Here is a 13977-nt window from a genome sequence, read left to right as displayed (position 1 = left end):
TAATGACTGACATCGAATTCATGGATCGCGCCGAAAAACTGCTGATGGCAATTGAGCAGCGCTGCGACGAAATCAACGAAACCACCGACGCGGACCTGGACAGCCAGCGTTCCGGCGGCATGGTGACCATCACTTTTGCCAACCGTAGCCAGATCGTCATCAATCTGCAGAAGCCGCTGCACGAGGTGTGGATGGCCGCGCAAAGCGGTGGTTATCACTACAAGTTCGACGGCTCGGTGTGGCGTGACACCAAGGGTGGAGCGGAATTCTTCGCCGAGCTGAGCCGCGACGCGAGCGCGCAATCCGGGATGTCGTTGACGTTTCAAGCCTGATCGGCTCAAGCAAAAAGGCAGCGCCCTTGGGAGGGACGCTGCCTTTGGTTTGCGCGCTTGAGTCGGATCAGTTTCTGAACAGGTCCAGAATCTTGTTGCGCTCTTCGCTCGGTGGAGGCGCAGATGGTGCTGTGCTGGAGGCACCTGCCGACGAGTTGTCCACTCCCAGGCTCGAGACGCCGCCGCTGCGCGCGTACTCCTCGTAATACCACTCCCCGCCCACATTCACGACCCCAGGTGGAACCGTCGGCTCGGACACGGGCACGCCCTTGAGCGCACGTTCCATGTAGCTGATCCAGATCGGCAGGCTCAGACCGCCGCCGGTTTCACGGCTGCCCAGATTGCGCGGGGTGTCGTAGCCGATCCAGGTGATGGCCGCAATGGTCGGCTGGAAGCCACCAAACCATGCATCGAAGGCGTCGTTGGTGGTGCCGGTCTTGCCGTAGATATCGGGGCGCTTGAGCGTTGCCTGCGCTTTGGCTGCGGTGCCCGAGCGTGCCACTTCCTGCAGCAGGCTGTTGGTGATGAAGGCGTTGCGCGCATCGATGGCGCGATCCATGTCGGCAAGCGACGGCGGCGGCACCTCGGAGAGCACATGGCCGCGATGGTCTGTGACGCGGGCGATCAGGTAGGGATTGACGCGATAGCCGCCGTTGGCGAACACGGAGTAAGCGGTCACCATCTGCATGGGGGTGACGGAGCCTGCACCGAGCGCCATGGTCAGGTAGGGCGGATGCTTGTCGGCATCGAATCCGAAACGGGTCACCCAGTTCTGAGTGAACTTGGTGCCAGTGGCCTGCAGAATGCGGATGGACACCACGTTCTTGGAGCGTGCCAGAGCGGTGCGCATGGTCATCGGACCATCGTACTTGCCGTCGTAATTCTTGGGCTCCCATGGCTGACCGCCGGTCACGCCGGCACTGAAGAACAGCGGTGCGTCATTGACGACCGTGGAAGGCGAGAAGCCTTTTTCCAGCGCCGCCGAGTAGATGAACGGCTTGAAGCTCGAACCCGGCTGACGCCAGGCCTGGGTCACGTGGTTGAACTTGTTCTTGTCGAAGTCGAAACCGCCGACCAGCGCCTTGATCGCGCCGGTGCGCGGATCGGCCGACACGAACGCGCCTTCGACTTCGGGCAACTGCGTGATTTCCCAGCCCTGCTTGGGGACCTGAATGATGCGCACGATCGCGCCACGGCGCAGCTTGATGTTGGGCGGAGCCTTGTCGCTGAGGCCGGACTGAACGGGCTTCAGACCATCGCCGGTGATGGTGATCGCCTCACCATTGGCGCGGGCCACGACCACCTTCTTGGCCGAGGCTTCGAGCACGACGGCGGCCAGCACATTGCCGTTGTCGGGATGGTTGGCAAGGGCGTCGTCCAGCATGTCTTCGGCTTCGGCCGAGTCCTTGGGCAGGTCGACAAAGCGCTCGGGGCCGCGGTAGTGCTGGCGGCGTTCGTAGTCCATGATGCCCTTGCGCAGGGCGGTGTAGGCAGTCTCCTGGTCGCCCGCATTGAGCGTCGTGTAGACGTTCAGACCGCGCGTGTAGGCCTCGTTGCCGTACTGCGCAAAGATCATCTGGCGCACCATTTCCGCGACATATTCCGCGTGCACGCGGGTGTCGTCGGTGCCGGAGCGCAGTTTCAGGTCTTCCTTCTTGGCGTCGGCGGCCTGCGCAGCCGTGATGTAGCCGTTCTCCTGCATGCGCTCGATGATGTAGAGCTGGCGCATGCGGGCGCGCTTGGGGTTGGCGATCGGGTTATAGGCCGATGGCGCCTTGGGCAGGCCCGCCAGCATGGCGGCTTCGGCGATGGTGATCGACTTGAGCGGCTTGCCGAAATAGGCTTCGCTCGCTGCCGAGAACCCGTAGGCGCGATTTCCCAGATAGATCTGGTTCATGTAGATCTCGAGGATCTGGTTCTTGGTCAGCAGATGCTCGAGCTTGAAGGTCAGCAGAATTTCGTAGATCTTGCGGGTGAAGGTCTTCTCCGACGAGAGGTAGACGTTTCGCGCCACCTGCATGGTGATCGTGGATGCCCCCTGGCTCTTGACCTTGCCGAGGTTCGCCAGCGCGGCGCGCACCATGCCCTTGTAGTCAACCCCGCCGTGCTCAAAGAAACGCGAATCTTCGATGGCGAGGACCGCATTTTTCATCACATCCGGAATTTCGTTGATTGGCGTCAAATTCCGGCGCTCTTCCCCGAATTCGCCCAGCAGAGCGCCCTCCTGTGAGTAGACTCTTAGGGGAAGCTTGGGTCGATAGTCAGCCAGTTGGGAGATGTCCGGCAGATTGGGGTACGCCATGGCAAGGCCGATGGAGACCACGATGACTCCGGCAACCACGCAGGCCGCTGCAACGCCGAAGAGCCAGACAATGCCTCTCGTGATCCACGACAGGATCGAGCGACGGGGCTTCGGGGGCGTTGAAGGGGAGGGTGGTGATGTTTCAGTACGGGGCATAGGGGTCCAAATGCTAGCGGTGCATTATAAAAACTGTCCCGCCGCTTGGCGTTTCATCATGTGTTGATCGAATTTATCGGTCTCTACAGGGAAAGATGACGGAAGAGAGCGTCTGCTTTTGACAACGGCGTATGGTGCCGAAATGTCCAAAACTCTTTGCTGGATAACAACCTTACTGATAGCATTCATGTGAAGTGTTAAGTTTTGTTGCGCTCAATCAGCGCAAAAATTTGGGAGGCGATCTTGATAACAATGGGGTCACTTTTTGGTAGGCAGTCTGCCCCATTGCTTGGGATAGACATCAGCTCGTCCAGTGTCAAGCTCGTGGAATTGGGTCGCGACAAGGCCGGTGCGTACGTGCTCGAACGTTGCGCAATGGAACAATTGGAGCGCGGCTGGATCGTCGATGGAAACATCGAGAAATTTGAAGAAGTCGCGGAGGCCATCAAGCGCCTCGTGAAAAAAAGCGGCACCAGGACCAAGCAAGTGGCCCTGGCTTTGCCGTCTTCGGCCGTGATCACCAAGCGCATCACGCTGCCCGGTGGCCTGAGCGAACAGGAAATGGAAATTCAGGTCGAGTCGGAGGCGAATCAATACATTCCGTTCTCGCTCGATGAGGTGAGTCTCGACTTCTGCGTGGTCGGCCCCAACAAGTCCGCTCCTGACGATATCGATGTGCTGATTGCTGCATCCCGCAAGGAAAAGGTGCAGGATCGTCAAGGCCTGGCAGAAGCAGCAGGCCTGAAGGCTGTGGTGGTCGATATCGAGTCCAACGCATCGCGCATGGCCGCCAACCGTCTCGTGGAAGCACTGCCGAACAAGGGCAAGGACGCCGTTGTCGCTCTGTTCGAAATCGGTGCCATGACCACCAGCATGCAAGTGCTGCGCAACGATGAAGTGCTGTATGACCGCGATCAGGCTTTTGGCGGGTCGCAGCTCACCCAGTTGATCGTGCGCCAATATGGTTTCTCGCAGGAAGAAGCCGAATCGAAGAAGCGCAGTGGCGATTTGCCCGAAGACTACAACTCCGCTGTGCAGCGTCCCTTCGTGGACAGCCTGTCGCAGGAAGTGGCCCGCGCACTCCAGTTCTTCTTCACCAGCACCCCATACAACCGCGTCGATCACATCATGCTGGCCGGTGGCTCTGCGCCTTTGGCTGGTCTGACGGAATCCGTGACAAAGAACACGGGCTTTGCGTGCTCCACCGTCAATCCTTTTGACGGAATGGAGATATCGGGCTCCGTTCGACTCAAGAAAATGGTACGAGAGGCGCCGACATATCTCACTTCGTGTGGGTTGGCGATGCGGAGGTTTCTGCAGTGATATTGATTAACCTGCTTCCTCACAGAGAAGCTGCCAGAAAACGCCGGAAAGAGGCGTTTCAGGTCACCATGTTCATGGCGGCCGTTTTGGGCGTGCTCATCGCGGGCGCGGTGTATATGTGGTATCAGAACCAGATCGAGACTCAGCAAGCGCGCAATGCGTTTTTGCAGCAGGAGATCAAGGCGCTGGACGAACAGATCAAGGAAATTGCGAATATCGAGGGAGAAATCGCTGCTTTGCGAGCTCGCCAGAAAGCGGTGGAAGACCTACAGGCTGACCGCAATTTGCCCGTCTATATGTTGAAGGAGTTGGCTGCGCAACTGCCGGATGGCATTTACATCACTGGTGTCAAGCAGACCAATCAGGTCGTCGAAATGCAGGGTATGGCGCAGTCCAACGAGCGGGTGTCGGAGTTGCTGCGCAATCTGTCAAGCAACACGCCTTGGTTTGCCAAGCCGGAACTGTTGGAGATTGTGGCAGCCAACGCAACCCTGTCTCCCAAGGACGTGAGACGTGTTGCGTCGTTCAAGATGCGATTCCAATTGATGCGCAGTTCCGACCTCAAGAAGGAAGCGGATGCTGCTCAAAAGGCAGAGAAGAAGGGAGCTGCGAATGGCAAGTAAGCGCACTCCAAAGTTCGATATGGCACAGGTTCAGGCGAAACTGCAGCGGCAGTTTTCCAATCTGGACCCGAAAGACCCTACGCAATGGCCAATCCTGCCCAAGATATTGCTGTGTGTATTCATCACAGCAGCAGTTGTGGGTGTCGCTTGGTATTTTTGGCTGCAGGACTACGAAGATCAATTGAAGGCGGAGCAGGCCAAAGAGGTGACTCTGCGTGATGAGTACACACAGAAGCTGACCAAGGCGGTGAGCCTCGAAGCGTTGAAGAAGCAACGTGAACAGGTTCAGCAGTACGTGACGCAGTTGGAAAAGCAGCTGCCTAGTAAGTCCGAAATGTCTGCGTTGCTCTCCGATATCAATCAAGCGGGGCTGGGACGCAGTTTGCAGTTTGAAACCTTCCGCCCCGGCCAAGTGATTGCCAAGGATTACTACGCAGAATTGCCGATCACGGTACGTGTGACTGGCAAGTATCCTGATATAGGCTCGTTTGCTTCCGACATTGCCAACCTCTCGCGAATCGTGACCTTGAACAATCTTTCGATCACGCCAGTGAACTCGAAGGATGGCAGTGGAACACTGGCCATGGATGCCACGGCGAAGACCTTCCGCTATCTCGATCAGGATGAAATCGCGGAGCAGAAAAAAGCCGAAGCTGCGAGGAAAAAGAAATGAAGCAGCACGCATCTTTAGCATTGTTGTTGTGCGGCTTGGCCTTGCTGTCAGGCTGCGCGTCGGATGACGAAAATGAACTGCGGACGTGGATGGCCGAGTTGCGTACCACGATCAAACCCAAGATTGCGCCGATTGAGGAGCCCAAGCAATTCGTGCCGGCAGAGTATGGGCTGGACAGCGCATTGGATCCGTTTGAAGCCATGCGGTTGACGCAGGCGTTGAAGCGTGATTCGAACGCTTCGTCTGTCAACTCCGCCTTGATAACGCCTGAGCTGGCGCGTCGCAAGGAGCCTTTGGAGTCGTATCCGCTGGACGCCATCCATATGGTGGGCAGCATGAACAAGAACGGTGTGCCCATTGCCCTGATTCGGGTCGACAAGCTGCTGTATCAGGTACGGGTTGGAAATCATCTGGGGCAGAACTACGGTTTAGTGACCAAGGTCTCGGAAACCAGTGTTCAGTTGAGAGAAATTGTCCAGGATCCATCTGGCGATTGGATCGAACGTCCAGCAACGCTTGACCTGCAGGAAGGTCCAGAGGGAAAGAAATGATCAACAGAAAAATGAATCTTCGAGAGATGCTTGGGACGGCGAGCATCGCAATCGTTGCGATGTTCGGCACGACATTCGCTCACGCAGGCGGCGTCATTCAATCGGTTTCGGGCTTCACGCAAAGCGGCGCGGAGGTGGTGCGGATTGATCTTTCGGAGCCGCTGGCCGAGGTCCCGGCCGGATTTGTTGTTCAGTCGCCGGCGCGGATTGCGTTGGATTTTCCGGATGTCTCCAATGGCACAGGCAAAAGTGCCATTGAAATCAATCAGGGCAATCTCAAGTCGGCGAACATTGCTCAAGGCGCATCGCGCTCGCGCGTGGTCATCAACCTGAAGCAGGCGACCACTTATTCGGCGGAGATTCAAGGCAACAGCTTGCTGGTGATATTGGGCGCGGTGGGTGGCAACGCATCGGTTCCAATGCCCGTGGCAACCAAGTTTGCAGAAGACCACAATAGAGACGCCCAGCCTCTTAAGGATGTTGATTTCCGTCGCGGTGCCGATGGGGCGGGTCGTATCGTTGTCGGTTTGACGAACAGCCAGGTCGGCGTGGACATCAAGCAACAGAACAAATCTCTGGTGGTTGAATTCATGCGTTCGTCGCTGCCAGAAGGCCTGCGTCGTCGACTGGATGTGTCTGACTTCGGTACGCCCGTTCAGATGATCAGCAGCTCGCAAGACGGCGAGCGCGTGAAGATGGTGATCGATTCGGTGGGTGAGTGGACGCACAGTGCCTACCAGAGCGACAACCAGTTCGTCATCGAAGTGCGCCAGAAAAAGGTGGACCTGAGCAAGTTGTCCCAAGGTCCTGGATACACCGGTGAAAAGCTGTCGCTGAATTTCCAGAATATCGAAGTGCGTTCCCTGCTTCAGGTGATCGCGGATTTCACCAATTTCAATATTGTGACGTCTGATACCGTGACTGGATCACTGACACTCCGTTTGAAGGATGTGCCGTGGGACCAAGCATTGCAGATCATCATGGATGCCAAGGGCCTAGGCATGCGCAAGTCTGGAACGGTGCTGTGGGTTGCGCCGAAGGATGAGATTGATGAGCGGACGAAGAAGGATTTCGAGGCAGCTCAGGCCATTGAGAAGTTGGAGCCATTGCGGACTCAAGCGTATCAACTGAATTATGCTAAAGCCTCTGACATGTTGGCCCAACTCACGACGAACGCTGGTGGGGGCGGAGGCGGCAGCAGTGGGTCGCGTTTTCTGACAGCTCGTGGTCACGCAATTGCAGAGCCTCGCACCAATCAATTGTTCGTTACCGACACTCCCAGTAAGCTGGAGGAAGTACGCCAACTTCTGATGAATCTGGATGTGCCAGTGCGTCAAGTGTTGATTGAGGCACGCATCGTCGAAGCGCGTGATACGTTCGGTCGTGCATTGGGTGTGAAGCTCGGTGGTGGCGATCTTCGTGCTCAAAATGGCGGAGATGGAGGGTACAGCATTGGCGGCGGAAACCGTGTGGCAATGGGCTCCAGTGCTGCCAACGCAAATGCAGCAGCCGGTCTTACTGGTACCAGCTATTCCTCTGACAGCAATTTCGTGAATTTGCCTGCATCTTTGGCCAACGCATCCGCATTTGGCAATTTCGCCTTGTCGATTTTCAATTCAGCAGCCAATCGCTTTCTGACTTTGGAACTCTCTGCCATGGAGGCGGACGGTCAGGGCAAGATTGTGTCGAGCCCGCGCTTGATTACTGCTGATCAAACCAAGGCGTTGATTGAACAAGGTACGGAGTACCCATACTCGATCACAGCGCCCAATGGCGCAACGACGATTTCCTTCAAGAAGGCCGTTCTGAAGTTGGAGGTGACACCGCAGATCACTCCAGAGGGCAATATCATTCTTGATTTGGATGTCAACAAAGATAGCCGGGGTGAGACAACGACTCAAGGCGTTGCCATCGACACCAAGCATGTGAAAACGCAGGTTTTGGTGGAGAACGGTGGTACGGTGGTGATTGGCGGTATCTTCACCATGGAAGAAACAAACCAAGAGAATAGGGTCCCGTTCTTGAGCGATGTACCGGTGCTGGGCAATCTTTTCAAGAACCGATCTCGCCAATCGACCAAAAATGAGGTTTTGGTGTTCATCACACCAAAGGTAATTTCTGATCGTGGACCAGTCCGTTAATTTGTAAGGTGAATGAGATGAAAACAATTTTTAGACTGTCGTCGCTGCTGGTCGCGGCGACGCTTGTTGCCTGTGGTGGTGGGGGCGGCAGCGGTGGCGAATCTGCTCAGCAGTACAGCATCACGCTGCGAGCTGACAAGACGCAATTGCCTCTGAATGCCAATCCAGGACAGAATGGTCCTGCTACAGGGGCCTATGCTCAATACACAACCACTCTTTATGTGAGTGCGGAGTCTGGAGGAAAGCCCATTCCAGGAGGAGAAGATATTTTTGCTTGCAACACTGCAGCAGGGCTGGATTCTGGGGCCTTGTACTATTTGGACGGAAATCCATCACACGAAACAGACGGTGTCCCAAACGCATATCGTTCCGTCACCTTGGGCTCCAACTCGGGTGGAAACTCTTTCCACTTTCACGCAGGTACGCAAGCAGGTACGGCGCGCGTTACATGCACGGTCACCGATCCGCGTGACAAGAAACAATATGCTGCCAGCGTAGACATCACGGTTGGTGCAGCAACTGGTAAGGCCGCTTGGGTCACCCAGCGTGCGCAAGCCGGTGTGACTCTTGGTACGCAACTGAATGCAAGCAATCTGCCAAGCAGTGTGGCAGTTCAGGCAAACATCTTTGATGATGCCAATCAGGCTATCGCCAACCCAACAGCCGCCAACTTGCAACTCAGCATTCGTCCAACGACCGCTGCGGCCACCGGTGCCAAGCTGTCGTGGGGAACTCAAGTAGGTAGCGTCTTGCAGATTTCGAGCATCGGTGGCGTCGGCACATTTGCACTTCGAAGTGGCGCAAATGCAGGTCCGATCCTGCTTGAGGCTGTGACGGACCGCGCGGATAACAATGTGGCCAACGGTATTCAGGATCCCATTTCCTCACTTTTGATTGTCACGGCCAATGCAGAAGTGGCATCATCCAACCCGCTGACCATTTCGACAACCCCAATCGACGATGCAACGCTTGCCACACCATATAGTTTCGTCCTGAGCGCCACTGGTGGTAATGCGCCATATACATGGTCCAGTTCCGGCGCTCTGCCTCCTGGGTTGTCGTTGAGCAGTACTGGTTTGATTTCTGGTGTCCCGTCTGCCAATGTCACTGGCACATACAAGTTTGTGCTGACCGTCACTGACGCTATAGGCAAGACTGCCACACAGAATGTGACGATGACAGTGGGTGGAACTCCGACATACACGCCTTTGAATATCACACTGAGCGGCTGCTCCTCCGATCTCTCAACAGCTTGCGCGCTTCCGGATGCGACCAGCGGTGCTCAATACGTCTACGCGTTCTCGGCAACCGGTGGTGATCCAACCAAGGCCATTACCTGGACCGTGCAGCCAGCAGGTTGGTTGACGATGAATGCATCGGGCAATTCGGGTGTGCTTTCGGGTACTCCCACATCGCCTACAGCGGTAGGGAACGGTATTGCATGCAATCAGTACACCTATGTTGTTACAGCGACTCAGGGTACTACTTTGACAAGCACACGCAAGGTAACGGTCAATGTGACGAATTGCCCTGCAATCGTTACACCGCCAACAACAGGTACAGGCACTACTACAACTGGGCCTTGATAAGGCTGGTGTAGGCTCCATAGGGTTGCACAAGCAGCCCATTCGGTGGAATCAAGCAAAGCCTCAAGGGATTCCTTGGGGCTTTGTTGTTTCTGAAGAGCCTTGGAGTTCGAAAGCGAGAACGTTTGCAATAACCAAGGCAATTGATGTCGCTTACACTTTCTCCATGTCCAGTCCCACCGTGCACTCCAACATTTCCTCATCTCATGCGTTTTCGCAGGTCGATATTGACTTGGGTGATCGCAGCTATCCGATTCAAATCGGTGGGCATCTACTGGAAGGGTTGAACGGCAACCCGGCTTTGCCCAAAGCGACGTCGGCATTCATCGTGACCAATGAGACGGTTGCGCCTTTGTATGCGGACAAGCTCAAGCAGTCGATTGCTTCGCATTACAAGAACGTGCACACGGTCGTTCTCCCCGATGGCGAGGAGTACAAGACCTGGCAAACATTGCAGAAGATCTTCGACGCGCTGCTCGAAAATGGCGCTGACCGCAAAGCCGTGTTGTTTGCGCTCGGTGGTGGCGTCATCGGCGATATGACAGGCTTTGCTGCTGCCAGCTACATGCGCGGCGTGCCTTTTGTGCAGGTGCCGACGACGCTGCTTTCGCAGGTGGATTCTTCCGTGGGCGGCAAGACGGCCATCAACCATCCGCTGGGCAAGAACATGATCGGCGCTTTCTACCAGCCGCAGTTGGTGGTGTGCGATCTGGATACGCTTGACACCTTGCCTGCGCGCGAGTTGGCGGCGGGGATTGGCGAGATCATCAAGTACGGGCCGATCTACGACATGGAGTTTTTCTCTTGGCTCGAAGAGAACATGGACGCCTTGCTGCAGCGCGACCGTGCGGCGCTTGCGCATGCGGTCAAGCGCAGTTGCGAGATCAAGGCCTGGGTGGTGAGCCAAGACGAGCGCGAGTCCGGGCTGCGTGCGATTCTGAATTTCGGCCACACCTTTGGTCATGCGATTGAAGCAGGCATGGGTTATGGTGCGTGGCTGCATGGCGAAGGCGTTGCGGCCGGGATGGTGATGGCAGCGGAGTTGTCCAAGCGACTTGGTCTGGTGGATGAGGCCTTTGTGCTGCGTCTGCGTCGCCTGATCGAGCGCGCGGGGCTGCCGGTGCGCGGTCCGCGCATTGATGCCGACGACAACGCAGGTCGTTATCTGAAACTGATGCGCATCGACAAGAAATCGGAAGCGGGCGAGATTCGCTTTGTGCTGATCGACGGGCCCGGCAAGGCCATCATGCGACCCGCGCCGGATGCGCTAGTTCGTGAAGTGATCGACGCCAACTGCGACTGAACAACGATTGAGCATTGGGTACTGAACAGGTCGAGTGACAAGCTGCCAAGGAGCGACGAGTTGAACGTGATGCCGACAAACGCTACGACAACGCATTCTGTTCTCGCTTCCTATGCTTGTCATTCCGATCAAAGCCGCGGGCGTCGCTTTCCTCAGCCGCCCGCGCCAACGCGCTCCGAGTTCCAGCGCGATCGCGATCGCATCGTGCACTCCACGGCGTTTCGGCGGTTGGTCTACAAGACGCAGGTTTTTCTGAACCACGAAGGTGATCTGTTCCGTACGCGGCTCACGCATTCGCTGGAAGTGGCGCAGCTCGGTCGTTCGATTGCGCGCTCGTTGTGGCTTAACGAAGATCTGGTCGAAGCCATCTGTCTGGCGCACGACCTGGGGCACACGCCGTTTGGCCATGCAGGACAGGATGCGCTCAACGAATGCATGAAGGACTACGGCGGCTTCGAGCACAACCTGCAGAGCCTGCGCGTGGTCGATATGCTGGAAGAGCGCTATCCGGATTACGACGGCATCAACCTCACGTTCGAGACGCGCGAAGGCATTCTCAAGCATTGCTCGCGGCGCAATGCGGAGCTGATCGAGCAGCGCGAGCCGCATGGTGTGGGCGAGCGCTTTCTGCGCGGCTGGCAGCCGAGTCTCGAAGCGCAGCTGTGCAACCTCGCCGATGAGATCGCCTACAACGCGCACGATGTGGATGACGGTGTGCGCTCGGGGCTCATCAGCATGGAGCAGCTGTGTTCCGTGCCGCTGTTCGAGCGCTATCGCTTGCAGACCTTGGCGGACTATCCACAACTGCAGGCCGAATCCGGCCAGCGCCGGCTGCTCAACGAAGCCATTCGCCGCATGCTCAGTGATCAGGTGTACGACGTGATTCAAGCGACATCGCAAGCCATCGCCGAGCATGCACCGCGTACGGTGGACGATGTGCGCAATGGGCCTTCGCTGGTGCATTTCTCCGACGCGATGCGCTCCGAATCTCTGGCGCTCAAGCAGTTTTTGTTTCGCGAGCTGTATCGCCATGCGCAGGTGATGAGCACCATGGTGCACGCGCAGCAGGTGGTCAAGGAACTGTTTGCGATCTATTTCGAGAAGCCCTCCGAGATGCCCGCTGCACAGGCTTCGCAAGCGCAGGCGGGCGATGTGCTCAAGCGCGCCCGCGTGGTGGCGGACTTCATCGCGGGCATGACCGACCGTTATGCAGGCCGCGAACATGAGCGCCTGACGGGCGAGCGATTGCTCAACGCCTGACGCGCAAGGGCGAGTGCAAGACCCGCCAGCGGGTGCAAAAAAGGCAGGGGCCTAAAATACTGCCCCTTGAGTCCCCACGAATTGCATACATGTCCGAAGAGAACCACTCAACGCCTTCCACAGATTCCGCCTTGGCCGCGCGCGACAGCCAGGTCGTCGCCGACACCGTCAACTGGCTTGAAAAGGCCGTGATCGGTCTGAATCTGTGCCCGTTCGCGAAGGGCGTGCATGTGAAGGGGCAGATCCACTACGTCGTGAGCCACGCCACGGATGCGCGCGCCTTGGCGGAAGACCTGCACCGCGAGCTCGAAGCACTCGCCGAAATCTCTGCAGAAAAGCGCGACACCACCTTGTTGATGGCGCCGGACTGTCTTGAGGATTTTCTGGACTTCAACGATTTTCTGGAGCTGGCCGACGACATGGTCGAAGCGCTCGATCTTGGCGGCATTCTGCAGGTGGCTTCGTTCCATCCGCAGTTCCAGTTCGACGGCACCGATGTGGACGACGTGAGCAACTGCACGAACCGCACGCCTTATCCCACGCTGCATCTGCTGCGCGAAGACAGCATCGACAACGCGGTGGAAGCGTTCCCCGAAGCCGAAGAAATCTTCGAGCGCAATATCGACGTGCTGGAGAAGCTGGGCAAGTCAGGTTGGGATGCGCTCGACGTCGGCGCGCATGCCTGCCCGCATATGCAGCAACAGCAGACAAAGGCGTGACGAGCATGGCGACCAAGCAAAAGAATCCACACGCGCCCGACGTGCAAAAGCATGCCAGCAAAGCCGAAGCCGCCAAGGCTGCGGTGCTCGCCGAACTGCGTCCGGGCCAGTCGATCGAGCTCCTCAAGGAACTGCACATTCTCACGCGCGAAGGCCAGTTGAATCAGGATTCGCGTCGCAAGCTCAAGCAGGTCTATCACCTCTATCAGTTCATCGAACCACTGTTGACCGAACTGGCGGCCAACGATCACGCACCCACGCTGGCGGACCACGGTGCGGGCAAGTCGTATCTGGGCTTCATCCTCTATGACCTGTTCTTCAAGCAACTCGGTCGCGGCGAAATCTATGGCATCGAATGGCGCGCGGAACTGGTGGAGCGCTCGCGCGAGTTGGCCAAGCAACTGACGTTCGGGCGCATGAAGTTCTTCAACCTTTCGGTCGCCGCATCCACGCAGTCGCAGGAATTGCCCGAGCAGATCGATGTGATCACCGCACTGCATGCCTGCGATACCGCGACCGACGACGCCATTGCATTCGGTCTGGAAAAGAAGGCCAAGGCTATGGTGCTCGTGCCCTGCTGTCAGGCCGAAGTGGCCGCCTGCCTTCGCCAAGGCAAGGCGCTGCAGCTTACGCGCACGCCACTTGCGGAACTCTGGCGGCACCCCATCCACACGCGCGAATTGGGCAGTCAGATCACCAACGTGCTGCGTTGCCTGTATCTGGAAGCCAGCGGCTACCAAGTCACCGTGACCGAGCTGGTCGGCTGGGAACACAGCATGAAAAACGAGCTGATTCTGGCGCGCTACACCGGTCAGAAAAAGCGCAGCGCGGCAGAGCGCCTGGCGGCGATCCTCAAGGAGTTCGGTCTGCAGGATTCGATGGCACATCGCTTCGCGCAATTGCCAGCGAGCGTCGTCAGCCCGGAATGATCCTGCCGAAGGGGGCTGCTGGCTGACCCTGTTCCTGCAACGGTGACTGTCACAGACTGGTCACTGGCTCTCTCTAAAG

At 57.3% G+C, this 13977-nt stretch carries 12 protein-coding genes; 11 read left to right on the top strand and 1 reads right to left on the bottom strand.

Annotation, left to right across the window (positions count from 1 at the left end):
* Positions 1 to 2 precede the first annotated feature (2 nt).
* On the top strand, positions 3 to 332 hold the full coding sequence (gene cyaY, locus G7048_RS06735; protein WP_166067385.1) for an iron donor protein CyaY: 330 nt from the start codon (positions 3 to 5) through the stop codon (positions 330 to 332).
* Positions 333 to 399: 67 nt separating this feature from the next.
* Here the strand turns inward: cyaY and G7048_RS06730 are convergent, their stop codons facing one another.
* Positions 400 to 2790, bottom strand: coding sequence for a penicillin-binding protein 1A (locus G7048_RS06730; protein WP_205750346.1), 2391 nt, complete (start codon positions 2788 to 2790; stop codon positions 400 to 402).
* A gap of 243 nt (positions 2791 to 3033) precedes the next feature.
* Here G7048_RS06730 and G7048_RS06725 point away from each other — a divergent pair, with 243 nt between their 5' ends.
* The 10 genes from G7048_RS06725 (at position 3034) to G7048_RS06680 (ending at position 13898) form a co-directional block, all read left to right on the top strand.
* A complete protein-coding gene (locus G7048_RS06725; RefSeq protein WP_371747656.1) occupies positions 3034 to 4113 on the top strand; it encodes a pilus assembly protein PilM in 1080 nt (359 codons plus the stop codon).
* Positions 4110 to 4736 (top strand): PilN domain-containing protein, encoded by a 627-nt coding sequence (locus G7048_RS06720; protein ID WP_166067383.1) that lies wholly within the window; start codon positions 4110 to 4112, stop codon positions 4734 to 4736. The genes G7048_RS06725 and G7048_RS06720 overlap by 4 nt, the downstream gene beginning before the upstream one ends.
* Entirely contained in the window at positions 4726 to 5409 is a 684-nt protein-coding gene (locus G7048_RS06715; protein WP_166067382.1) for a type 4a pilus biogenesis protein PilO, read from the top strand. The genes G7048_RS06720 and G7048_RS06715 overlap by 11 nt, the downstream gene beginning before the upstream one ends.
* Positions 5406 to 5960 carry a pilus assembly protein PilP gene (locus G7048_RS06710; RefSeq protein ID WP_166067381.1) on the top strand — a complete coding sequence of 185 codons (555 nt, stop codon included), beginning with the start codon at positions 5406 to 5408 and terminating at the stop codon, positions 5958 to 5960. Before G7048_RS06715 ends, G7048_RS06710 begins: the two co-directional genes overlap by 4 nt.
* The gene (gene pilQ / locus G7048_RS06705; RefSeq protein WP_166067380.1) at positions 5957 to 8101 is read left to right on the top strand and encodes a type IV pilus secretin family protein; all 2145 of its coding nucleotides are present in this window, start codon (positions 5957 to 5959) and stop codon (positions 8099 to 8101) included. Before G7048_RS06710 ends, pilQ begins: the two co-directional genes overlap by 4 nt.
* 17 nt (positions 8102 to 8118) lie before the next feature.
* Entirely contained in the window at positions 8119 to 9687 is a 1569-nt protein-coding gene (locus G7048_RS06700; RefSeq protein WP_205750345.1) for an Ig domain-containing protein, read from the top strand.
* Between the two features lie 166 nt (positions 9688 to 9853).
* Positions 9854 to 10990: a 3-dehydroquinate synthase gene (gene aroB, locus G7048_RS06695; RefSeq protein WP_166067378.1), complete on the top strand. Its 1137-nt coding sequence runs from the start codon at positions 9854 to 9856 to the stop codon at positions 10988 to 10990.
* A 69-nt stretch (positions 10991 to 11059) separates the two neighbouring features.
* The gene (locus G7048_RS06690; RefSeq protein WP_166067377.1) at positions 11060 to 12250 is read left to right on the top strand and encodes a deoxyguanosinetriphosphate triphosphohydrolase; all 1191 of its coding nucleotides are present in this window, start codon (positions 11060 to 11062) and stop codon (positions 12248 to 12250) included.
* Between the two features lie 89 nt (positions 12251 to 12339).
* Positions 12340 to 12969, top strand: coding sequence for a DUF1415 domain-containing protein (locus G7048_RS06685; protein WP_166067376.1), 630 nt, complete (start codon positions 12340 to 12342; stop codon positions 12967 to 12969).
* A 5-nt stretch (positions 12970 to 12974) separates the two neighbouring features.
* Positions 12975 to 13898: an SAM-dependent methyltransferase gene (locus G7048_RS06680; protein WP_205750344.1), complete on the top strand. Its 924-nt coding sequence runs from the start codon at positions 12975 to 12977 to the stop codon at positions 13896 to 13898.
* Positions 13899 to 13977 lie beyond the last annotated feature (79 nt).

It is taken from the genome of Diaphorobacter sp. HDW4B (assembly GCF_011305535.1).
In the GTDB taxonomy this organism is placed as follows: domain Bacteria; phylum Pseudomonadota; class Gammaproteobacteria; order Burkholderiales; family Burkholderiaceae_C; genus Diaphorobacter_A.
This window is presented reverse-complemented; position numbering and strand designations above follow the sequence as displayed.